Annotated in this window: 18 protein-coding genes; 16 read left to right on the top strand and 2 right to left on the bottom strand. The window is 73.3% G+C overall.

Translation table 11 applies throughout. The annotated features are described in order from the left end of the window. Nucleotides 1-919: 919 nt before the first annotated feature. Both PV341_RS29565 and PV341_RS29560 read left to right on the top strand, forming a co-directional pair. Nucleotides 920-1,537, top strand: coding sequence for a TetR family transcriptional regulator (locus PV341_RS29565; protein ID WP_500321867.1), 618 nt, complete (start codon nt 920-922; stop codon nt 1,535-1,537). Nucleotides 1,538-1,566: 29 nt separating this feature from the next. Further along, nucleotides 1,567-3,240: an acyl-CoA dehydrogenase family protein gene (locus PV341_RS29560; RefSeq protein ID WP_500321866.1), complete on the top strand. Its 1,674-nt coding sequence runs from the start codon at nt 1,567-1,569 to the stop codon at nt 3,238-3,240. A gap of 47 nt (nt 3,241-3,287) precedes the next feature. On the opposite strand, the gene PV341_RS29555 is transcribed toward PV341_RS29560, so the two are convergent. Next, nucleotides 3,288-3,680 carry a PPOX class F420-dependent oxidoreductase gene (locus tag PV341_RS29555; RefSeq protein ID WP_500321865.1) on the bottom strand — a complete coding sequence of 131 codons (393 nt, stop codon included), beginning with the start codon at nt 3,678-3,680 and terminating at the stop codon, nt 3,288-3,290. 145 nt (nt 3,681-3,825) lie between these two features. On the opposite strand from PV341_RS29555, the gene PV341_RS29550 reads away from it, so the two are divergent. From PV341_RS29550 to PV341_RS29540, 3 genes are all read left to right on the top strand, one after another. After that, on the top strand, nt 3,826-4,839 hold the full coding sequence (locus PV341_RS29550) for an alcohol dehydrogenase (protein ID WP_500321864.1): 1,014 nt from the start codon (nt 3,826-3,828) through the stop codon (nt 4,837-4,839). Nucleotides 4,840-5,015: 176 nt separating this feature from the next. After that, nucleotides 5,016-6,965, top strand: coding sequence for a GTP-binding protein (locus tag PV341_RS29545; protein WP_500321863.1), 1,950 nt, complete (start codon nt 5,016-5,018; stop codon nt 6,963-6,965). Between the two features lie 85 nt (nt 6,966-7,050). After that, on the top strand, nt 7,051-8,046 hold the full coding sequence (locus tag PV341_RS29540) for an extracellular catalytic domain type 1 short-chain-length polyhydroxyalkanoate depolymerase (RefSeq protein ID WP_500321862.1): 996 nt from the start codon (nt 7,051-7,053) through the stop codon (nt 8,044-8,046). Nucleotides 8,047-8,085: 39 nt separating this feature from the next. Here PV341_RS29540 and PV341_RS29535 read toward each other — a convergent pair whose 3' ends face one another. Further along, on the bottom strand, nt 8,086-8,628 hold the full coding sequence (locus PV341_RS29535; protein WP_500321861.1) for a DUF1697 domain-containing protein: 543 nt from the start codon (nt 8,626-8,628) through the stop codon (nt 8,086-8,088). A 102-nt stretch (nt 8,629-8,730) separates the two neighbouring features. Here PV341_RS29535 and PV341_RS29530 point away from each other — a divergent pair, with 102 nt between their 5' ends. From PV341_RS29530 to PV341_RS29480, 11 genes are all read left to right on the top strand, one after another. Next, entirely contained in the window at nt 8,731-9,999 is a 1,269-nt protein-coding gene (locus tag PV341_RS29530) for an AAA family ATPase (protein ID WP_500321860.1), read from the top strand. An 11-nt stretch (nt 10,000-10,010) separates the two neighbouring features. Further along, nucleotides 10,011-10,343 (top strand): nucleotide pyrophosphohydrolase, encoded by a 333-nt coding sequence (locus tag PV341_RS29525; protein ID WP_500321859.1) that lies wholly within the window; start codon nt 10,011-10,013, stop codon nt 10,341-10,343. A 184-nt stretch (nt 10,344-10,527) separates the two neighbouring features. Next, nucleotides 10,528-10,983 (top strand): DUF6099 family protein, encoded by a 456-nt coding sequence (locus PV341_RS29520; RefSeq protein ID WP_499514554.1) that lies wholly within the window; start codon nt 10,528-10,530, stop codon nt 10,981-10,983. Nucleotides 10,984-11,101: 118 nt separating this feature from the next. Next, on the top strand, nt 11,102-12,025 hold the full coding sequence (locus PV341_RS29515; protein WP_500359434.1) for an LLM class F420-dependent oxidoreductase: 924 nt from the start codon (nt 11,102-11,104) through the stop codon (nt 12,023-12,025). Between the two features lie 30 nt (nt 12,026-12,055). Next, entirely contained in the window at nt 12,056-13,018 is a 963-nt protein-coding gene (mmuM, locus tag PV341_RS29510) for a homocysteine S-methyltransferase (RefSeq protein WP_500359433.1), read from the top strand. Next, on the top strand, nt 13,009-14,466 hold the full coding sequence (locus tag PV341_RS29505) for a 3' terminal RNA ribose 2'-O-methyltransferase Hen1 (RefSeq protein ID WP_500321855.1): 1,458 nt from the start codon (nt 13,009-13,011) through the stop codon (nt 14,464-14,466). Before mmuM ends, PV341_RS29505 begins: the two co-directional genes overlap by 10 nt. Beyond that, nucleotides 14,463-17,009 carry a polynucleotide kinase-phosphatase gene (locus PV341_RS29500; RefSeq protein ID WP_500359431.1) on the top strand — a complete coding sequence of 849 codons (2,547 nt, stop codon included), beginning with the start codon at nt 14,463-14,465 and terminating at the stop codon, nt 17,007-17,009. The genes PV341_RS29505 and PV341_RS29500 overlap by 4 nt, the downstream gene beginning before the upstream one ends. Before the next feature lie 75 nt (nt 17,010-17,084). Next, nucleotides 17,085-18,308, top strand: a complete 1,224-nt coding sequence (locus PV341_RS29495; protein ID WP_500321852.1) for an arginine deiminase — start codon at nt 17,085-17,087, stop codon at nt 18,306-18,308. Between the two features lie 114 nt (nt 18,309-18,422). Continuing rightward, complete coding sequence (argF, locus tag PV341_RS29490) at nt 18,423-19,427, top strand: ornithine carbamoyltransferase (protein WP_500321851.1); 1,005 nt, start codon at nt 18,423-18,425, stop codon at nt 19,425-19,427. A 98-nt stretch (nt 19,428-19,525) separates the two neighbouring features. Next, nucleotides 19,526-20,353, top strand: a complete 828-nt coding sequence (locus tag PV341_RS29485; RefSeq protein WP_500321850.1) for an enoyl-CoA hydratase family protein — start codon at nt 19,526-19,528, stop codon at nt 20,351-20,353. Nucleotides 20,354-20,355: 2 nt separating this feature from the next. Then, entirely contained in the window at nt 20,356-22,503 is a 2,148-nt protein-coding gene (locus PV341_RS29480) for a bifunctional salicylyl-CoA 5-hydroxylase/oxidoreductase (protein ID WP_500359430.1), read from the top strand. The last annotated feature ends 46 nt before the right edge of the window (nt 22,504-22,549 follow it).

Raw genomic sequence — 22,549 nt, 5'->3', positions numbered from 1 at the left:
TTTGGGCTTGGAGATTTTTTTAAGAGACAGCCCCCTCGGGAGGCCCCCGCCTCCCGTGCATGAACTCCCGGTTATTTCGGAGTCACTTGAACAACCCGCCCTGCCGGAAGCGGACTTACCGGTTCCGCCGGACTGTCGAGGTGTGCCGGACCCGTCGAAACCTCAGGGCTCCCCGCACCCAAGGCCCCTTCTCGGGCTCCAAGAACCGATCACCCCCACGTCTGGCGCCGGGTATGCGACTGCCGGCTATCCGTTGCGCCGAACCTGTAGATCATTAATGGTCGCCTCGTGCCCGAACGGCTGAAGCAAGGTCAATCTAGACCATCGGCGCCGGTATGAAGAGTGAATGTGTGTAATTTGTGCTCAAGCTTTGAGGCCGGATCCATCGAGCGATGACCGCCTATGGATGCCTTCGCGCCATCGTGCGCGCAGGCGGCAACTCCCCGCTGTGGTGCGCTACTTGATCTTGCCGAAGTGTGACGGTGTGTCCAATGCCGGGTGCGACCGCCTCAAGGCGCCGGTGCGCGCCGCGGCGCCGGCCCGGGCGCTGATGGAGGAAGTGTGGCCGAGAACAACCGGTGCTTGAAGTGCGGGGCGAGCATGATCGGAATTCGTGACGCCCATGGGGCGCCCATCGACTCGCAAATCCTGGCCGGAAAGCCCGAAAACATGGCCTGATCTTTGGGTTTACTTCGCAGGGATCCATCGCGCGTCTTCCCGGCGGCACACCACGTGGCGAGCGGAGCGGCCCCGGAGCGGGCGGAACGGGCGGATCGAACAGCAACCCGCCGATGTGCGGCCGCAGTTGCGGGCCCCGTCGCGGGGCTGCCCTGAGCTGCGGCGCGAGCCGCCGGCTCCGCGGGCGGCGCTGCCGGCCGAGGGGTGGCTCGAAGCTCTGAACGGTGCTTCACTTGTTGCCATGGCCTACCGGAAGACCCCCGCGGTGCAGGACCGCCTGACCGCCGCCAGGGAGCACCTGGTGGCGCGGGCCACGGCCGTCGTCGCCGACGTGGGCTGGGCGAACGCCTCCGTCACCGCGGTGGCGGCCGCGGCCGGCATGTCGGTGGGCACGGTGTACCAGCACTTCGCGTCCAAGGGCGCGCTCGCGGTCGAGGTCTTCCGCCGGGCCTCGGGCCGCGAGGTCGAGGTGCTCGGCGGGGTGCTCCGCGACGGCGCCGGCGACCCGGTGCAGCGGCTGACCCTGGGGGTCACCGTCTTCGCCCGCCGCGCCATGGAGAACCGGGGACTGGCCCACGCCCTGCTCGCGGCCCCCGCGGAACCGGCCGTGGGCGCGGAGCGGCTGGACTTCCGGCGCCGCTACCGCGCCGTCTTCGCCGAGGTGATCCGCGAGGGGATGGCCGCCGGGCTCCTCCCCGCCCAGGACCCCGAGGTCACCGCGGCGGCGCTGACCGGGGCCATCGGCGAGGTCCTGGTGGACCCGCTGTCGGCCCCCGCCGAGGGCGCCGCCGCCGACCACCTCGTCACCGAACTGGTGGCGATGTCCCTGCGCTGCGCGGGCGCCGCGCCCGCCGTCTGACTCCCCACGACCACGAAGGGCCGACTGCCATGACCGCGATCGCAGATGCCGCGCCGCGCAGCAACCCCACCGCGCGCACGCACGAGGTGACCAACCAGGCCCCGCCGCTGGTCGGCCACGACGTCGCCGACGACGTCGTGCTGCTGGAGGGCGTGCGCCGCGAGGGAGCCGGGTGGCACCTCGACGACCTGCACCGGCTGGGCCGGCTCGCCGGATCGGAGCAGGTGCAGCGCTGGGCCGAGGAGGCCAACCGGTACGAGCCGGTGCTGCGCACCCACGACCGGTACGGCAACCGTGTCGACGAGGTGGACTTCCACCCCTCCTACCACGCGCTCATGGAGGTCGCCCTCGCCGAGGGCCTGGCCGGCGCGCCCTGGGCCGACGACCGGCCCGGCGCGCACGTGGCCCGCGCGGCCGGCTTCATGGTGTGGAGCACCGCCGAGGCCGGCCACGGCTGCCCGGTGTCCATGACCTACGCCGTCGTCCCCGCGCTGCGTGCCGCGCCGGCCCTGGCGGCGGCGTACGAGCCGCTGCTCACCAGCCGCGTCTACGACCCCGGACTGCGCGCCCCCGCCGGCAAGCGCGGGCTCCTGGCGGGCATGGGGATGACCGAGAAGCAGGGCGGCACCGACGTGCGGGCCAACACCACCACCGCCGTCGAGCAGCCGGACGGCACCTGGCGGCTGCGCGGGCACAAGTGGTTCACCAGCGCGCCCATGAACGACCTGTTCCTCGTGCTGGCCCAGGCCCCCGCGGGCCTGTCCTGCTTCCTGGTGCCCAGGGTGCTGCCGGACGGCAGCCGCAACACCTTCCGCATCCAGCGGCTGAAGGACAAGCTCGGCAACCGCAGCAACGCCAGCAGCGAGCCCGAGTTCGACGACACCGTGGCCTGGCTGGTCGGTCCCGAGGGCCAGGGCGTACGGACCATCATCGAGATGGTCACCATGACGCGGCTGGACTGCATCCTCGGCTCCGCCTCCGGCACCCGTGCCGCGCTCGCCCAGGCCGCCCACCACGTCCGCCACCGCTCGGTGTTCGGAGCCCGGCTGGTCGACCAGCCCCTGATGCGCAACGTCATCGCCGACCTGGGCCTGGAGTCCGAGGCCGCCACCACCCTCGCGCTGCGCGTCGCCGGAGCGGTCGACCGGGCCCGCCGTGGGGACGCGCAGGAGCGGGCCTTCCTGCGGCTGGCCACCGCGGTCGGCAAGTACTGGGTGTGCAAGCGGCAGCCCGCGGCGGTCGCGGAGGCCCTGGAGTGCCTGGGCGGCAACGGCTACGACGAGGCGTCCGGCATGCCCCGGCTCTACCGCGAGGCCCCGCTGAACGGCATCTGGGAGGGCTCGGGCAACGTCAACGCCCTCGACGTGCTGCGGGCCCTGACCCGTGAGCCGGACTCCCTCGAGGCCTTCCGCGCCGAGGTCGAGGCCGCCTCGGGCGGCGACGCCCGTCTCGACGAGGCGTGGCGCCAGGTGCGCGGCGAGCTGGTGCCCACCGAGGACGCGCCGCTGCGGGCCCGCCGTCTGGTCGAGCGCCTGGCGCTGGTGCTGCAGGGTTCGCTGCTCGTCCGGTACGCGCCGGCACCGGTCGCGGACGCCTTCTGCGCCTCCCGCCTGGCCGGCGACCGGGGCCTGGCCTTCGGCACCCTCCCGGCCGGGACGGACCTGGCCGCGGTCATCGAGCGCGTGCCCGGCGCCACGGGCTGAACGGGCCGGGGTCCGCGGCCGCCTGCCGCGGTCGCGGACCCGCGCGGTCACGCCGTGCCGCTGATGCTCTCGGCCTCGATCACGAAGATCACGCGCACCTGGTCACGGCCGCCGTACCAGGGGTAGGGGCCGCCGGTGTACCGGTGCGAGAGCTTCTCGATGTGGTCGGCCGCGCCCTCCGTGGTCACCTCGCGCACGCGCCCGCGGACCTGGAAGTAGCGGGACGGGTCGTCCGGATCGGAGACGGCGACGGCCACCCGCGGGTCCCGCGCGATGTTCCGCGTCTTCACATGGCTCTGGACGCTGTTGACGAGCACGTGCTCGCCGTCCGTGTCGACCCACGTCTGGGTCAGCTGCGGCGAGCCGTCCGGCATGGTGGTCGCCAGGAAGCACAGGCTCGGGCGGTGCAGGAGGTCGAGCAGGTCGGCGGGTGGTTTCACGGTGATCCCTCGGTCGGCTGGGCGCAGCCTACGCTCCCCGCCTGGCGGCCCGGCGACCGGTGCTCGGCGCGAGAAATCACGCCCCCGGGGTCACGATGGGTGGGAAGGGCGCCACGCGCCGCAACCCCTCACACACCGGACGGCCATGAACTCCATGCGGGTGGCCCAGGTCGCAGAACCGGGCGGACCATTCGAAATCGTCGAGCGCGCGCTGCCGGAGCCCGGCCCCGGCCACGTCCGGATCGCCGTCGAGGCGTCGGGCGTCTGCCACAGTGACGCCGGCTTCGTGCACAACGCCTTCCCCCACATCACCTTCCCCCTGGTCGCCGGCCACGAGGTCGCCGGGCGCATCGACGCCCTCGGTGAGGGCGTGCGGCACTGGACGGTCGGCGACCGCGTGGAGGTCGGCTGGTTCGGCGGGCACTGCGGGCACTGCCCGCCCTGCCGCGAGGGCGACTTCATCGACTGCCGGAACCTGCAGGTGCCCGGCTGGGCGTACGAGGGCGGCTACGCCACGCACATGGTCGCGCCGGTCAACGCGCTGGCCCGGATCCCCGACGGGCTGACCGCGGTCGACGCCGCCCCCCTCGGCTGCGCCGGCGTCACCACCTACAACGCCTTCAAGAAGAGCTCCGCCCGGCCCGGCGACCTCGTCGCGGTGATCGGCATCGGCGGCCTCGGCCACCTCGCGGTGCAGTACGCCGCCAGGTTCGGCTTCGAGACGGTCGCCGTGGCGCGAGGCGAGGGCAAGCGGGCCCTGGCCATGGAACTGGGGGCCCACCACTACATCGACAGTTCCGCCGGCGACCCGGCCAAGGAACTCCAGGCCCTCGGCGGGGCCACCGCGGTGCTCGCCACGGCCTCCAACTCCCAGGCCATGGCGGCCGGTGTCGAGGGTCTCCAGCCGCGCGGCGAGCTGATCGTCATCGGGATCGACTCCGAGCCGCTGCCGATCACCCCGGCCCAGCTGATCCTGTCGTCCCGTTCGGTCGTCGGCCACCCGTCCGGCACCTCGCGCGACGTCGAGCACACGATGAACTTCAGCGCGCTCGCCGGGATCCGCCCGATGACCGAGACGGTGCCGCTGGAGGAGGTCAACGAGGCGTTCGCCCGCATGATGTCCGGCGCCGCGCGCTTCCGCATGGTCCTCGTCCCCTGAGCCGCCCGGGCGCCGCCGGCCGGCCGGCGGCAGGGGGTAATCCGGTTGCCCCCGGCCGGCGGCCTCTGCTGCACTGCCAGGACCACAGGCCATCCACCGGGGAGTCGTGATCATGCGGGGACTGCACATGTCCACCCAGCCCGAATTCATCGCCCATTCGGAGGACATGGCATTCCATGCACGTGCTCAACCTCGGGATCCTGGCGCATGTTGACGCCGGGAAGACCAGCCTGACCGAGCGGCTGCTGCACACCGCCGGCGTCATCGACACGCTCGGCAGCGTCGACGACGGCAGCACCCAGACCGACACCCTGGCCCTGGAACGGGCACGGGGCATCACCATCAGGTCCGCCGTCGCCTCGTTCGCGATCGGCGACGACGTCACCGTCAACCTCATCGACACCCCCGGCCACCCGGACTTCATCGCGGAGGTGGAACGGGCGCTCGGCGTCCTCGACGGCGCCGTGCTCGTGGTGTCGGCGGTGGAGGGCGTACAGGCGCAGACCCGCGTGCTGATGCGGACGCTGCGCCGGCTGCGCATCCCCACCCTGCTCTTCGTCAACAAGACGGACCGTTCCGGCGCCCGGGACGCCGAAGTGCTGCGCGCCCTCGCGGAGCGGCTCAGCCCGGCCTGCGTGGCCATGGGCCGCGTCGAGGGCCTCGGCACCCGGGACGCGCGCTCCACGCCGTACGGTCCGGACGACACCGGGTTCACCACCCGGCTGCTGGACGTCCTGTCCGTGCGGGACGAGGAGCTCCTGGCCGCCTACGTCGCGGACGGGACGGCGCCGTCCTACCCGAGGCTGCGGGCGGCCCTCGCCGCCCAGACGCGCGGGGCGCTGGTCCATCCGGTGTACTTCGGTTCCGCCGTCACCGGCGCCGGGGTGGACGCCCTGGTCCGGGGGATCGCGGAACTGCTCCCCGTCGCCGCGGGAAGCGCGGACGGCCCGGTCTCCGGCACCGTCTTCAAGATCGAACGAGGCCCCTCGGGGGAGAAGATCGCCCAGGTACGGATGTTCTCGGGGACCGTCCGCGTACGGGACCGCCTGCCGCACGGCGCCGGGAAGGAGGGCAAGGTCACCGCGGTCAGCGTGTTCGAGCGCGGCGTGGACACACCCGGGGATGCGGTCTGCGCGGGGCAGATCGGCAGGCTCTGGGGGCTCGACGGGATCCGCGTCGGCGACGCGATCGGCGAGCCGCACCGTACGGCCCCCGCCGCGGACCGGCACTTCGCGCCGCCCACGCTGGAGACGGTCGTCGTGCCCCGGCGGCCGGCGGACGCGGGCGCGCTGCACGTGGCGCTCACCCGGCTCGCCGAACAGGACCCGCTGATCGACCTGCGGATGGACGACGTGCGGCAGGAGATCGCCGTCTCCCTCTACGGGGAGGTGCAGAAGGAGGTCGTGCAGGCGACGCTGGCCGACGACTTCGGCGTCGAGGTGACCTTCGAGGAGACCACGACGATCCACATCGAGCGGCCGGTGGGCACGGGTGCGGCCGCCGAGGTCATCCACACCGGCTCCAACCCCTTCCTGGCGACCGTGGGACTGCGCGTCGACCCGGCACCGAGGGGCAGCGGGGTGGCGTTCGGTCTGGAGGTCGAACTCGGCTCCATGCCCTACGCCTTCATCCGGGCCGTCGAGGAGACCGTCACCGAGACGCTGCGGCACGGCCTGTACGGCTGGCGGGTCGTCGACTGCAAGGTCACCATGACGCACTCGGGTTACGCCCCGCGGCAGAGCCACGCGCACGCGGTGTTCGACAAGAGCATGTCGAGCACCGCGGGCGACTTCCGGGGCCTCACCCCGGTGGTGCTGATGCGCGCGCTGGAACAGGCGGGCACGGTCGTCTGCGAGCCGGTCCACCGCTTCACCCTCGACCTCCCCGAGCAGGCCTACGCCCGGGTGCTGCCCGTCCTCGCCCGGCTGGGCGCGGTGCCGCGCACCTCGGCGCCGCAGGGTGCGTCCTACGTCGTCGAGGGCGACGTCCCCGCGGCGCAGGTGCCCGCCCTGGAACGCCGACTACCCGCCCTGACCAGCGGTGAGGGCGTCCTGGAGTACGTCTTCGACCACTGGCGGGAGGTCCGCGGCGAGCCCCCGGCGCTGCCCGGGCACCGGAGGGACTGAGCGGTCCGGGGCACCACGCGCGGCGCCCGCGATGTGGTGCCCCGGGCCATGTCGCGGGCGTCGCACCGCTCTTACCGTCCGGCGCATGACCTTATTCAGAGCCGCACTCCACCGGGGCCGCCCGCGTGCCGCCCTGCTCGCCGTCCTCGTGGCGCTCCTTGCCGCGCTCGTCCCCGTCCGTCCCGCCCACGCCGCCGGCGCGATCGAGGAGGTGACGGGCTTCGGCAGCAACCCGGGCGCGCTGCGGATGTACCGCTACGTCCCCGCCGGGCTGCCGCAGGGCCGGCCGGTCGTCGTCGCCCTCCACGGCTGCACCCAGAACGCCCAGGGGTACGGCGCCCAGAGCGGCTGGACCGCTCTGGCGGACCGCTGGGGCTTCTCCGTGGTGCTGCCCGGGCAGACCTCGGCCAACAACCTCAGCCAGTGCTTCAACTGGTTCCAGACCGGGGACATCGCGCGCGGCCAGGGTGAGGCCGCCTCCATCCGGCAGATGACCGACCGTCAGATCGCGGACACCGGCGCGGATCCCTCCCGGGTGTACGTCACCGGGCTCTCCGCGGGCGGCGCGATGACCGCGGTGATGATGGCGGCCTACCCCGACGTGTACGCCGCGGGCGGCGTGGTCGCCGGGCTGCCGTACGGCTGCGCGCAGGCGGCGGGTTCGCCGTACGTGTGCATGTACGTCGGCGCGACGCAGACCCCCGCGCAGTGGGGCGCCCGGGTCCGCGCCGCCTTCCCCGGGCACGTGGGCCCGTGGCCGCGGCTGACCGTCTTCCAGGGCACCGCCGACTACACGGTCAAGCCCGTCAACATGGACGACCTCGTACGGCAGTGGACGGACGTCCACGGCGCCGACCAGACCGCCGACGTCTCCGACACCGTGGCGGGCTTCCCGCACCGCACGTACAAGGACGCCTCCGGCGCCGCCGTCGTCGAGACGTACAGCATCACGGGCATGGGCCACGGCCAGCCCGTCGACCCGGGCAGCGGGGCCGCCCAGTGCGGCACGGCGGCCGCCTACATGCTCGACGTCAACCTCTGCGCGGCATACCGGCTCGGGACGGGCTGGGGCCTGGGCTGAGCGGGAGGGGGTGACGGGGCGCGCGCCGGCTGTGCCCCGTCACTCCGCGGCCATCGCCGCCAGGCGGGTCACGGTGTTCCAGTTGCGGGCCGTGGCTGTCAGGCCCAGACGCTTCTCCCACAGCGCGTGGGAGAGCCGGGTCTTCTGCACCCCGCCCGGGCAGTGCACGTAGATCTCGCGCTCGCCGGGGCGGAAGTCGTCGGGCGCGAAGTCGGCCGGGTCGAGACCGGCGATCCGGTCCGGATCGACCGGCCCGGACAGGAAGGTGACCAGGAAGCGCGCGGGATCGACGCCCGTCATGTCGAACGGGTTGCGCTCGACGACCCCGGCGAGCGCGGTCGCCTCACGGACGATGCACGGCACCTTCCGCCCGTCGAACGCGGCGGCGATGGCCGCCTCCAGTGTGTCCGCCAGCTTCGCCGGGTCGGCGCGTTCGTGCTCGAACAGGGCGTTGCCGCTCTGCAGATGGGTGCGCACGCAGGTGCCGCCGATCTCCTCCAGCAGCTGTCGCAGGTCCTGCATCGGGAGCCTGGTCGTCGCCCCGACGTTGATCCCGCGCAGGAGCGCCACGTATCCGGTCACCCCGCCACATTAGCCGTCGCCTCGCCGGGCTTACCCACTTTCGGAGGACCACCGGCCCGGCGGAACGGTTCGGCACCGGGCACCGCCGCTACGTTCGCGTCCATGAGCACGAAGCGTGACCGCCCGGTCGTCACCGAACTGCGGCTCTCCGCGTTCAAGTCGCATCGCGGCGCGAGCTTCCCGCTCGGACCGCTCACCCTGCTGGGCGGGGCGAGCGGGACCGGCAAGTCCAGCGTCCTGGAGGGGCTCGGCCTGCTCGGCCGGCTCGCCGCGGGCGAGGAACTGGCGACGGCGTTCGACGGCGTGCGCGGGGGAGTGGCGGCCTGCGTGCCCCATGCGGCCCGGCCGGACGCGGAGGGGCGGCGCGGATTCCGCATCGGGTGCACGGTGGACGGCGCGGTCGGCCCCGTCGCGCTCGACGTCGCCGTGCAGACCGAACCCGAACTGCGCATCGTCGGCGAGCGGTTGACCGGCGCCGGGGAGACCCTGCTCGCCACCGCGCTGCGCGACCCGGGACGGCGCACGGTCCAGGCGGCCTGGCACACGGCGGGGCTGGTCCCGGTGACCCGGGCCCCGCTGCCCGACGACCGGCTGGCCACCTCCCTGCTGCCGCTGCGCGTCGCGGGGACGACCGAGGGGCAGCGGCTGGTGCTCGCCGCCGCCGAGCAGACGGTGCTCGCGCTGCGCGGGGCGTTCCCCGTCGACCCCCGGCCGGACACGATGCGGGAACCCGCGCGCGTGGCGGACGGCCTGCTCCGCGGCGGCTGCGACAACCTCTCGGCGGTGCTGCGCCGCACCCAGGGCGAGTGCCGTACGCGGCACGCGGCGCTGGTCGGCGCCCTGCGGGCGGTGTGCAGCCCGCCCGTTGAAGGACTGACGGTGATCCCCGCGGGGGAGCCGGGGACGGGGGCGTACGCGGAGTCCGTACTGGCGGCCGTCGACCGGGGACCGCTGGGGCTGGTGCCGGTGGACCGGCTCGGCGACGGGGAGCTGCGCTTCCTCGCGCTGGCGCTGGTGCTGCTCACCGGGCCGGGCGTGCTGGAGGTGGACACCAGCGGCGAGGTGCCGGACGCGGTGCAGGTGCTCACGGTCCTGGCGGACGGACTGGACGCCGGTCTCGACCGGGCGCAGACGCGGCAGTTGCTGGCGCTGGCCGCCCTGGTCGCCGAGCGCGGCCACATCAGGCTGCTCGGCACGGTGCACGACCCCTCGGTGGCCGAGGGGGCGGACGGGGTCACCCTGCTGCGCCTCGGGAGCGCCGCGGCCGGCCCGGAACGGGTGCCGGCCCAGGGGACGGGTCCGGACGCGCCGGACGCCGGGGCCCCGCCGGCCGGGCAGGCCGCGGCGCAGCATGCGGCGGCGATGGGGTAGACCTTGCGGGTGTGACCGAGGATCTGCACGCGCTGCAGCGCAGGCTGGCCGCCTTCGCGGCCGCCCGGCGCTGGGAGCCGTACCACACGCCCAAGAACCTGGCCGTGGCCTTGAGCGTCGAGGCGTCCGAGCTCCTGGAGATCTTCCAGTGGCTCACGCCCGAGCAGGCGGCACGGGTCATGGAGGACCCCGACAGCGCCCACCGGGTACGGGACGAGGTGGCGGACGTGCTCGCGTACCTGCTGCAGTTCTGCGAGGTGCTCGGCGTCGACGTGCTCCAGGCGCTGTCCGCCAAGATCGACCGCAACGAGCTGCGCTTCCCGCTGCCGGGGGCCGGGGACTGAGGCGCGGCGGCCGGTGCGCCGCGGGTGCGGGCGTTCCGGTCAACCGCGCGTTCGCCCGTTGGCCCGGGCGGGTGAGCGGGTTGTCCACAGGCGGGAACCGGCCACTTCCACCTCGCGTCATGAGCCATCACTCTGAGTGAGGAACGGGATTGACGGGGCGGAGACGGGGCGGAGGTGCGTCGTGATGGACGCGGTACGGCTGATCCGGGCCACGCGGGAGGCGCTGCGAAGCGGCGGGACCGAGCGTGAGCTGATGGCGGAGGCCTGGCAGGTGCAGGCGCTGACGGAGGCGGTCGGCAGCCACCTCGCCCTCCACGGGGCGCCCGAGCTGCGCACCCCCGGCTTCTCCGTCTGCGAGGCGGGCGGCAGGGCGTGCGGCGCCACGGGACCGCCGGGGGTGGCCTCCGGGCCGTTGCGGGCGTCCCTGCTCACCGACGTGCGCGAGCCGGCCGGGACCTTGCGCGAACTGCGCGAGCTGCTGTCGGAGCTGGGCATGGCCCTGGTCTCGGTGGCCTGCACCGCCGAGAGCGAGACGGAGTACTGGCAGTGCATCGAGGCGGTGGACGCCGCCGACGAGTCCAAGGACCGGGTGGGAGTGCTCCTGCGCGCGGTCGAGGCGCGGCAGCGGGAGGGCGCATGAACGGTAAGCCGCCCGAGCGCGAACGGAGTTGGCGGATTGCCGTCGTCTCCGGTCCGGGAAGGTGCCACACGCGACAGGTTGCCGATCGATTCGGACCGGAGAGGTGCAGGATGGAGGCATGGATCTTCGAATCTTCACCGAGCCCCAGCAAGGGGCCTCGTACGACACCCTGCTCTCCGTCGCCAAGGCGACCGAGGAACTCGGCTTTGATGCCTTCTTCCGGTCGGACCACTACCTCAAGATGGGCGACGCGGACGGTCTGCCGGGGCCGACCGACGCGTGGATCACCCTGGCCGGCCTCGCCCGCGAAACGAAGCGGATCCGGCTCGGCACCCTGATGACGGCCGCCACGTTCCGGCTGCCCGGTGTGCTCGCCATCCAGGTCGCGCAGGTGGACCAGATGGCGGGCGGCCGCGTCGAGCTGGGCCTGGGCGCCGGGTGGTACGCGGACGAGCACACCGCGTACGGCATCCCCTTCCCGAAGGAGAAGTTCGCCCGGCTGGAGGAGCAGCTCGCCATCGTCACCGGGCTGTGGGGCACCCCGATGGGCGAGACCTTCGACTTCAAGGGCGCGCACTACTCGGTGGAGAACTCGCCGGCCCTGCCCAAGCCGGCCCAGGCGAAGCTCCCCGTCCTCATCGGCGGGCACGGTGCCAGGCGCACCCCGCGGCTCGCGGCCCGCTACGCCGACGAGTTCAACCTGCCGTTCGGTTCGCTGGAGGACACCGCCCAGCAGTTCGCCCGGGTGCGGGAGGCCGCCGAGGAGCACGGCCGGGGCAAGGACGAGATCGTCTACTCCAACGCCCTCGTCGTGTGCGTCGGCAAGGACGACGCCGAGGTCGCCCGCCGGGCCGCCACCATCGGCCGCGAGGTCGAGGAGCTCAAGGCCAACGGCCTCGCCGGGTCCCCTGCCGAGGTCGTCGACAAGATCGGCCGCTACGCCGAACTCGGTGCCACCCGCTTCTACCTGCAGATCCTGGACCTGAGCGACCTCGGGCACCTGGAACTGATCGCCTCCGAGGTCCAGTCGCAGCTCGGCTGACCCCGGCACACCACGCAAGGAGCACCCGCGATGCCCGCACCCCACCGGCCCTTGGCGCAGGCCCTCGCCGAGTCCACCGTCGTCCTCGACGGCGGGCTGTCCAACCAGCTCGCCGACCAGGGCTGCGACCTGGCCGACGCGCTCTGGTCGGCCCGGCTGCTCGCCGACGCGCCGGAGCAGATCGAGGCGGCGCACACCGCCTACGTGCGGGCGGGCGCGCGGGTGCTCATCACCTCCAGCTACCAGGCGACCTACGAGGGCTTCGCCGCGCGCGGCATCGGACGGCAGGAGGCGACCACCCTGCTGCGCCGCAGCGTCGCCCTCGCCCGTGCCGCCGCCCGCGACCGCGACGACGTGTGGGTGGTGGCCTCCGTGGGACCGTACGGCGCCATGCTCGCGGACGGCAGCGAGTACCGGGGCCGCTACCGGCTGAGCGTCGCGGAACTGGAGCGCTTCCACCGGCCCAGGATCGAGACGCTGGCGGAGGCCGGTCCGGACGTCCTGGCGCTGGAGACCGTGCCCGACACCGACGAGGCGGAGGCGCTGCTGAGGATCGTCGCAGACCTCGGGGTCCCGGTCTGGCTGAGCTACACCGTCGCCGGCGGGACGACCCGGGCGGGCCAGCCGCTGGAGGAGGCGTTCCGGATCGCGGCGGATGCGGACGCGGTGATCGCCGTCGGCGTCAACTGCTGCGACCCGGCGGACGCCGCCCTGGCGGTGGAGACGGCGGCGGCGACCGTGGACCGGCCCGTGGTCGTCTACCCCAACAGCGGCGAGAGCTGGGACGAACGGGCCCGCGGCTGGCGCGGCGGCTCGGTCTTCGACCCGGCACTGGCGTCCGCCTGGCAGCGGGCCGGTGCCCGGCTCATCGGGGGATGCTGCCGGGTCGGGCCCGCGCAGATATCCGCCCTCGCCTCCACGCTCACCCAACAGCCGGGGAAAACCGCTGTTCGGAGCGGGGACGAGCAGGCGATACTCAGGCGGTGTTCCTGACGATAACGACCACCGGCAGCGGCGGCATGCCCGCCACGGACCTCGGCTTCCTGCTGCACAAGCATCCGGAGAAGGCCCAGGTCTTCTCGACCTCCTACGGCGACGCCCACGTCTTCTACCCCATGGCGTCCGAGCAACGGTGCACGGCCGCGCTGCTGCTGGAGGTCGATCCGGTGGCGCTCGTGCGGCGCGGCAAGGGCAAGGGCCGGGGCGGGGCCCCGGACTCCGCTCTCGGCCACTACGTCAACGACCGGCCGTACGCCGCCTCGTCGCTGCTCGCGGTCGCCCTCCGCACGGTGTTCGCCAGCGCCCTGAGGGGCGTCTGCGACGCCCGTCCCGAGCGGGCCGCGCAGCCGCTGCCGCTGCGGATCGAGATCCCCGCCGTGCCCGCGCGCGGCGGCGCCGCCCTCGTCCGCCGGCTGTTCGAGCCGCTGGGCTGGAGCGTGGAGGCCGAACCGGTCGCGCTGGACGAGCGGTTCCCCGAGTGGGGCGAGTCGCGCTACGTGCGGCTGGCCCTGGAGGGCGAGCTGCGGCTGTCCGAGGCCCTGCGGCACCTGTACGTGCTGCTCCCGGTCCTGGACGACGCCAAGCACTACTGGGTGTCGCCCGACGAGGTCGACAAGCTGCTGCGCATGGGCGACGGATGGCTCGCCGTCCACCCGGAGCAGCGGCTGATCACCAGCCGCTACCTCGCCCGCCGCTGGTCGCTGACCCGGCAGGCCATGGAGCGGCTGGAACTGGCCCGGCTCGCCGAGGCCGACGACAGCGAGGCCGAGGAGCTGGACAACGCCGTCGACGAGGAGGTGGACACCGAGGAGAAGCCGCTGCCCCTGGCGGTGCAGCGCCGCGAGGCGATCCTGGCGGAGCTCCGCGACGCCGGGGCGAGCCGGGTCCTCGACCTCGGCTGCGGTCAGGGCCAGCTGGTCGGCGCGCTGCTGAAGGACGTCCGCTTCACCGAGATCCTCGGCGTCGACGTGTCGGCCCGGGCCCTGGGCGAGGCGGCGCGGCGACTGCGGCTGGACCGCATGGGCGAGCGGCAGTCCTCCCGCGTCCGGCTCGTGCAGGGGTCCCTGACGTACACCGACGCCCGCCTCAAGGGTTACGACGCCGCGGTGCTCAGCGAGGTCGTCGAGCACCTCGACCTGCCCCGGCTCCCCGCCCTGGAGTACGCCGTCTTCGGTGCGGCACGACCCGCGACCGTGCTCGTGACCACGCCGAACGTCGAGTACAACGTGCGCTGGGAGACGCTGCCCGCCGGGCACGCCCGGCACGCGGACCACCGCTTCGAGTGGACCCGGGCGGAGTTCCGCTCGTGGGCGGAGCAGGTCGCCGGACGCCACGGCTACGGCGTGCGGTTCGTCCCCGTCGGCCCCGACGACCCCGAGGTCGGCCCGCCCACCCAGATGGCCGTTTTCACGATGACCGCGAAGGAGGTCACGTCCGCATGACCGGCAAGCACACCCTCCCGGTGACCGACCTCTCCCTCGTGGTCCTGATCGGCACCACCGGCTCCGGCAAGTCGACGTTCGCGCGGCGCCACTTCAAGCCCACCGAGGTGATCTCCTCGGACTTCTGCCGCGGCCTGGTCAGCGACGACGAGAACGACCAGGGCGCCAGCGGTGACGCCTTCGACGTGCTGCACTACATCGCGGGCAAGCGGCTGGCCGCCGGCCGGCTCACCGTCGTCGACGCCACCAGCGTGCAGCAGGAGAGCCGCCGCCAGCTCGTCCGGCTCGCCCGCGAGTACGACGTGCTGCCCATCGCGATCGTCCTCGACGTCCCCGAGCAGGTCTGCATCGAGCGGAACGCGTCCCGTCCCGACCGCGCCCACCTGCCCCGGCACGTCGTGCAGCGCCAGCAGCGCGAGCTGCGCCGCTCCCTGCGGCAGCTGGAGCGCGAGGGCTTCCGCAAGGTGCACGTCCTGCGCGGCACCGAGGAGGTCGAGGCGGCCGAGGTCGTGCTGGAGCGCCGCTACAACGACAAGCGCGAGCTCACCGGCCCGTTCGACATCATCGGCGACGTCCACGGCTGCAGCTCCGAACTGGAGACCCTGCTCGGCAAGCTGGGCTACGTCGACGGCGTGCACCCCGAGGGCCGCACGGCCGTCTTCGTGGGGGACCTCGTCGACCGCGGCCCCGACAGCCCCGGCGTGCTGCGCCGCGTCATGGGCATGGTCGCCGCAGGCGACGCCCTGTGCGTGCCCGGCAACCACGAGAACAAGCTGGGCCGCTGGCTGAAGGGCAAGAAGGTCCAGCACACCCACGGCCTCGCCGAGACCATCGAGCAGCTGGAGCAGGAGGACGAGAAGGACCCCGCCTTCCGCGAGCAGGTGCGGGAGTTCATCGAAGGGCTCGTCAGCCACTACGTCCTCGACGGCGGCAAGCTGGTCGTCTGCCACGCCGGCCTGCCCGAGAAGTACCACGGCCGCACCTCCGGCCGGGTCCGCTCGCACGCCCTGTACGGCGACACCACCGGCGAGACCGACGAGTTCGGCCTGCCCGTGCGCTACCCGTGGGCCGAGGACTACCGCGGCCGCGCCGCCGTCGTGTACGGCCACACACCCGTGCCGAGCACCTCGTGGATCAACAACACGATCTGCCTCGACACCGGCGCCGTCTTCGGCGGGCGGATGACGGCCCTGCGCTGGCCCGAGCGCGAGATCGTCGACGTCCCCGCCGAGCGGGTCTGGTACGAGCCGGCCAAGCCGCTCGCCAGCGAGGCCCCGGGTGGGCAGGACGGGCGGCCGCTCGACCTCGCCGACGTCGCCGGCCGCCGTGTCGTGGAGACCGTGCACCACGGCCGGGTCGCCGTCCGTGAGGAGAACGCTGCCGCCGCGCTGGAGGTCATGAGCCGCTTCGCGGTCGACCCCCGGCTGCTGATGTACCTGCCGCCGACGATGTCGCCGTGCGCGACCTCGCAACGGGAGGGTTACCTGGAGCACCCGCACGAGGCGTTCGCCGCCTACCGCGCGGACGGCGTCGGCCAGGTGCTCTGCGAGGAGAAGCACATGGGCTCCCGCGCCGTGGCGCTGGTGTGCCGCGACGCGGAGACGGCCGGCGAGCGCTTCGGGGTGACCGGCGGCGTGACGGGCGCCCTGCACACCCGCACGGGCCGTCCGTTCTTCGACGACCCGGCCGTCACCGAGCAGGTCCTGGACCGGCTGAGGGCCTCGGTCACCGCCGCCGGGCTCTGGGAGGAGCTGGGCACGGACTGGCTGCTGCTCGACGCCGAGCTGCTGCCCTGGTCGCTGAAGGCCACCGGCCTGCTGCGCAGGCAGTACGCCGCCGTGGGCGCCGCCTCCGGCGCGGTCTTCCCGGGTGCGATCGCCGCCCTGGAGTCCGCCGCCGCGCGCGGCACCGACGTGGCGGGCCTGCTGGAGCGGCAGCGCGGGCGGTCCGCCGACGCCGCCGCCTTCACCGAGGCGTACCGGCGCTACTGCTGGACGACCGAGGGCCTGGACGGGGTGCGTCTCGCGCCGTTCCAGATCCTGGCCGCCCAGGGCCGCAGTCTCGCCGCGCTCGCGCACGACGAGCAGCTGGCGCTCATCGACCGCATGGTCGCCAACGACCCGACGGGGCTGCTCCAGGAGACCCGCCGGCTGCTGGTCGACACCCGCGACGAGGAGTCGGTGGCGGCCGGTACGCAGTGGTGGCTGGAGCTGACCTCCGCCGGCGGCGAGGGCATGGTCGTCAAGCCGCTCCAGGCCCTGGTGCGCACCGAGGACGGCAACCGGCTGGTCCAGCCCGGCATCAAGTGCCGCGGCCGGGAGTACCTGCGGATCATCTACGGTCCCGAGTACACCCGGCCCGACCAGCTGGCCAGGCTCCGCTCCCGCGCCCTGGGCCACAAGCGCTCCCTCGCGCTGCGCGAGTACGGGCTGGGCCTGGAGGCGCTGGACCGGCTGGCCGCGGGCGAGCCGCTGTGGCGCGTGCACGAGGCGGTCTTCGCCGTCCTGGCGCTGGAGTCCGAGCCGGTGGACCCCCGGCTGTGACGGGCGAGGGGCGGGCACCCGGGTGCCCGCCCCTCCCTGGCGGTAAACCCTTGCCAAGTGGGAATGTCTAGCTCCATGGCATTCCATGTGGACTCCGAGGCAGGGCGGCTGCACCGCGTCATCCTCCACCGCCCCGACCTGGAGCTGAAAAGGCTCACGCCGTCGAACAAGGACGCCCTGCTCTTCGACGACGTCCTGTGGGTGCGCCGGGCCCGTGCCGAGCACGACGGCTTCGCCGACGTGCTGCGCGACCGTGGCGTGGCCGTGCACCTCTTCGGTGACCTGCTGCGGGAGACGCTGACCCTGCCCGAGGCCCGGCGCATGGTGCTGGACCGGGTCTTCGACGAGAAGGAGTACGGCCCGGTGGTCACCGACCACCTGCGCGCCGCCTTCGACGAGCTGTCCGCGGCCGAGCTGACCGAGGCCCTGGTCGGCGGCATGACCAAGCGGGAGTTCCTGGCCCGTTTCGCGGAGCCGGCCTCGGTCCGCTTCCATGTGACGGACCTGGACGACTTCCTGGTCAACCCGCTACCGAACCACATCTTCACCCGGGACACCTCGGCCTGGGTCTACGACGGGGTCAGCATCAACGCGATGCGCTGGCCGGCCCGCTGGCACGAGACGATCCACTACGAGGCGATCTACCGCCACCACCCGCTCTTCGCGGGCGGCTCCTTCCACGTGTGGTCCGAGGGCCAGGCGGCCTACCCGTCCACCATCGAGGGCGGCGACGTCCTGGTGATCGGCAACGGCGCCGTCCTCATCGGCATGAGCGAGCGCACCACCCCGCAGGCCGTGGAGATGCTGGCCCAGCGCCTGTTCAACGCCGGGTCGGCCACCACGATCGTGGCCCTCGACATGCCCAAGCGCCGTGCCTTCATGCACCTGGACACCGTGATGACGATGGTCGACGGCGACACCTTCACCAAGTACGCGGGCCTGGGCATGCTGCGCTCCTACACCATCGAGCCCGGCGCGGGGGAGCGCGACCTGAAGGTCACCGACCACCCGCCGGAGCACATGCACCGGGCCATCGCGGCGGCCCTGGGCCTGGACGACATCCGCGTGCTCACCGCGACCCAGGACGTCCATTCCGCCGAGCGCGAGCAGTGGGACGACGGGTGCAACGTGCTCGCGCTGGAGCCGGGCGTCGTGCTGGCGTACGAGCGCAACGTCACCACCAACACCTTCCTGCGCAAGCGCGGCATCGAGGTCATAGAGATCCCCGGGAGCGAACTGGGGCGCGGCCGCGGCGGTCCGCGCTGCATGAGCTGCCCCATCGAGCGGGACCCGGTCTGACGGGGCGATCCGTGGCCGGGCCCGGCTGTATAAGGATGCGCCTGTTCGTATAGACTTCCATGGTCTCGGCGCACTCATGTTCGGCACCCGGCCGACCCCGACCTAGGAGCCCCCATGGCCATCGACCTCACGGGCCGCCACTTCCTCAAGGAGCTGGACTTCGCCCCCGAGGAGTTCCGCGGGCTGGTGGACCTGGCCGCCGAGCTGAAGGCGGCCAAGAAGGCGGGCACCGAGGTCCGGCGGCTCGCCGGCCGGAACATCGCCCTGATCTTCGCCAAGACCTCCACCCGCACCCGCTGTGCCTTCGAGGTCGCCGCGGCCGACCAGGGCGCGTCCACGACCTACCTGGACCCGGCCGGCTCCCAGCTCGGCCACAAGGAGTCGGTGAAGGACACCGCCCGCGTGCTCGGCCGGATGTACGACGGCATCGAGTACCGCGGGACGGGCCAGGAGGTCGTCGAGGAACTGGCCGCCCACGCCGGGGTGCCGGTGTGGAACGGCCTCACCGACCAGTGGCACCCCACCCAGATGCTCGCCGACGTGCTCACCATGGCCGAGCACTCCCGTTCCCCGCTGGGGGAGACCGCCTACGCCTACCTCGGCGACGCCCGCTCCAACATGGGCAACTCGCTGCTGGTCACGGGCGCCCTCCTCGGCATGGACGTCCGCATCGCCGCCCCGGAGCAGCTGTGGCCGGACGACGGCGTCGTCGCCGAGGCGCGGCGGCTCGCGCAGGCCACCGGCGCCCGCGTCACCCTGACCGAGGACGTCGCCGAGGGGGTCGCCGGCGCGGAGTTCGTCCACACCGACGTCTGGGTGTCCATGGGTGAGCCCGCCGAGGTGTGGGACGAGCGCATCGCGCTGCTGAAGCCGTACGCCGTGACCACGGACGTGCTGCGGGCCACCGGCCGCCCCGACGCGAAGTTCATGCACTGCCTGCCCGCCTTCCACGACCTGGGCACCACCTTGGCCCGGGAGATCCACGAACGGCACGGGCTGACCTCGCTGGAGGTCACCGACGAGGTCTTCGAGTCGGCGTGCTCCATCGTCTTCGACCAGGCCGAGAACCGGATGCACACCATCAAGGCCGTGCTCGTCGCCACGCTGGCAGGCATGTGAGGCGCCGCGCATATCGCGCACTCGTGACGGCGGTCACGAAGGAGTGATAACTTCGCGGTGTTGGCAAGCCTGCCTCCCCCGCGAAGGAGGACGTGCCCATGAGCCCCTACCGAGGCTCCGCAGGCCGGACCGAGGAATGGCGGCATCTGCGCGTCGAGCGCGCCGACGGCGTCGTCACCGTCACCCTCGACCGGCCCGACAAGCTCAACGCGCTCACCTTCGGCGCCTACGCCGACCTGCGCGACCTGCTCACCGAGCTGCCCCACCACGGCGACACCCGCGTGCTGGTGCTCGCCGGGGCCGGTCGCGGCTTCTGCTCCGGCGGGGACGTCGACGAGATCATCGGTGCCACCCTCGCCATGGGCGCGGGCCAGCTCCTGGACTTCACCCGCATGACCGGGCAGGTCGTCCGCGCCCTCCGCGAGGCCCCCTTCCCCGTCGTCGCCGCCGTCCACGGCGTCGCGGCCGGAGCCGGTTCCGTCATCGCCCTCGCCTCCGACTTCCGGATCGTCGAGCGCTCGGCCCGCTTCGCCTTCCTCTTCACCAAGGTCGGCCTCGCGGGCGCCGACATGGGTGCCGCCTACCTGCTGCCCCGCATCGTCGGCCTCGGCCATGCCACCCGGCTGCTGATGCTCGGCGACACCGTCGGCGCCGCGGAGGCCGACCGCGTCGGCCTGGTCAGCGAGCTCGTCGACGACGGGCAGGCGGACGCGAGCGCCGCCGCCCTCGCCAAGCGCCTGGCGGCCGGCCCTGCGCTGGCGTACGCGCAGACCAAGGCCCTGCTCACCGCGGAGCTCGACATGCCGCTCGGCGCGGCCGTGGAGATGGACGCCGCGACCCAGGCGCTCCTGATGACCAGCGAGGACTACGCCGAGTTCCACGCCGCGTTCACCGACAAGCGCAGCCCCAACTGGAAGGGCCGTTAGCCGTGCGGGTGGCCATCATCGGCGGCGGCCCCGGCGGGCTCTACGCGGCCGCACTGCTCAAGCGCCTCGACCCGGAACGCGAGATCACCGTCTGGGAGCGCGGCTCGCCGCAGGACACCTTCGGCTTCGGCGTCGTGCTGTCCGACGAGACGCTCGGCGGCATCGAGCACGCCGACCCGGTCGTCTTCCGTGCCCTGGAACGGGAGTTCACCCGCTGGGACGACATCGACGTGCGCCACCGCGGCCGTGCCGTCACCTCCGGCGGCCACGGCTTCGCGGCGGTGGACCGGCGCACGCTGCTGGCGGTCCTCCACGACCGCTGCCGCGAGCTCGGTGTGACCGTTCGCAGCCGCGAACTCGCCCCGGCCGCCGAACGGCTGGCCCGCGACCACGACCTGGTCATCGCCGCCGACGGCGCGGGCAGCGCCACTCGTGGCGCCCACGCCGCCGTCTTCCGCCCCACCCTCACCGGCCACCGCTGCCGCTACATCTGGCTCTCCACCGACCTCGTCCTGGACGCCTTCCGCTTCGAGATCGCCGAGACCGAGCACGGCGTGATGCAGGCCCACGGCTATCCGTACCGGCCGGACGCGAGCACCTTCATCGTCGAGATGCGCGAGGACGTCTGGCAGCGCGCCGGGCTGGACCGGCTGGACGAGGCCGAGTCGATCGCCCGCTGCGAGAAGATCTTCGCCGACGCCCTGCACGGCCACGGCCTGCGCGGCAACCGCTCCCGCTGGATCGCCTTCACCACCGTCGTCAACGAGCGCTGGCGGCACGGGAACATCGTGCTCCTCGGCGACGCCGCGCACACCGCGCACTTCTCCATCGGCTCCGGCACCAAGCTCGCCATGGAGGACGCCCTCGCCCTCGCCGCTTGCCTGCACGAGCAGCCCGGCGTCCCCGAGGCGCTGGCCGCCTACGAGGCCGAGCGCAAGCCGGTCGTCGCCAGCACGCAGCGCGCCGCGCGGGCCAGCCTGGAGTGGTTCGAGCACCTGGAGCAGTACACCGCCCAGCCGCCCCGGCAGTTCGCCTTCAACCTGCTCACCCGCAGCCGCCGGGTCACCCACGACAACCTGCGGCTGCGCGACGCGGAGTTCACCGCCTCCGTGGAGCGGGAGTTCGGCACCGGTCCGGACACCCCGCCGATGTTCACCCCCTTCACCCTGCGCGGGCTGACCCTGCGCAACCGGGTCGTCGTCTCGCCGATGGACATGTACTCCGCCACCGACGGCACCCCCGGCGACTTCCACCTCGTCCACCTCGGCGCCCGCGCCCTCGGCGGCGCCGGCCTGGTCATGACGGAGATGGTCTGCGTCAGCCCCGAGGGCCGCATCACCCCCGGCTGCGCGGGCCTGTGGAACGACGGGCACGAGGACGCCTGGCGCCGCGTCACCGACTTCGTGCACGCCCGGCCCGGGGCCGCGATCGGCCTCCAGCTCGGCCACAGCGGCCGCAAGGGCTCCACCCGGCTGATGTGGGAGGGCATCGACCAGCCGCTCCCGGAGGGCAACTGGCCGCTCGCGGCCCCCTCCCCGCTGCCGTACCACCCCCACGTGAGCCAGGTCCCGCACGCCCTGGACGCCGGCGGGCTCGCCGCGATCCGCGACCAGTTCGCCGCCTCCGCCGCGCGCGGCGCCCGCGCCGGGTTCGACCTGCTGGAACTGCACTGCGCCCACGGCTACCTGCTCTCGTCCTTCCTCTCCCCGCTCACCAACCGGCGCACCGACGCCTACGGCCGCGACCTGACCGGTCGGCTGCGCTTCCCCCTGGAGGTCTTCGACGCCGTCCGCGAGGTCTGGCCCGCCGACCGCCCGATGACCGTCCGCATCTCCGCCACCGACTGGGCCGAGGGGGGCACGACCGCCGACGAGGCGGTCGAGATCGCCCGGGCCTTCGCCGCCCACGGTGCCGACGCCATCGACGTCTCGACCGGCCAGGTCGTCGCCGACGAGGCGCCCGACTTCGGCCGCTCCTACCAGACCCCCTACGCCGACCGGATCCGCAACGAACTCGGGGTGCCCGTCATCACGGTCGGCGCCATCTCCTCCTGGGACGACGTCAACTCCCTGATCCTCGCGGGCCGCGCCGACCTGTGCGCGCTCGCCCGCCCCCACCTCTACGACCCCTCACCCTTATCCACACTTTGACATCGCCGCACAAAAGCCGTGGTTAGTAATACAGAGCTCGCGGTCA

The organism is Streptomyces sp. PA03-1a (genome assembly GCF_033792805.1).
Classification (GTDB): Bacteria; Actinomycetota; Actinomycetes; order Streptomycetales; family Streptomycetaceae; genus Actinacidiphila.
The sequence above is the reverse complement of the archived record's forward strand: the minus strand, read 5'-3'. Positions and strand labels throughout refer to the sequence as shown.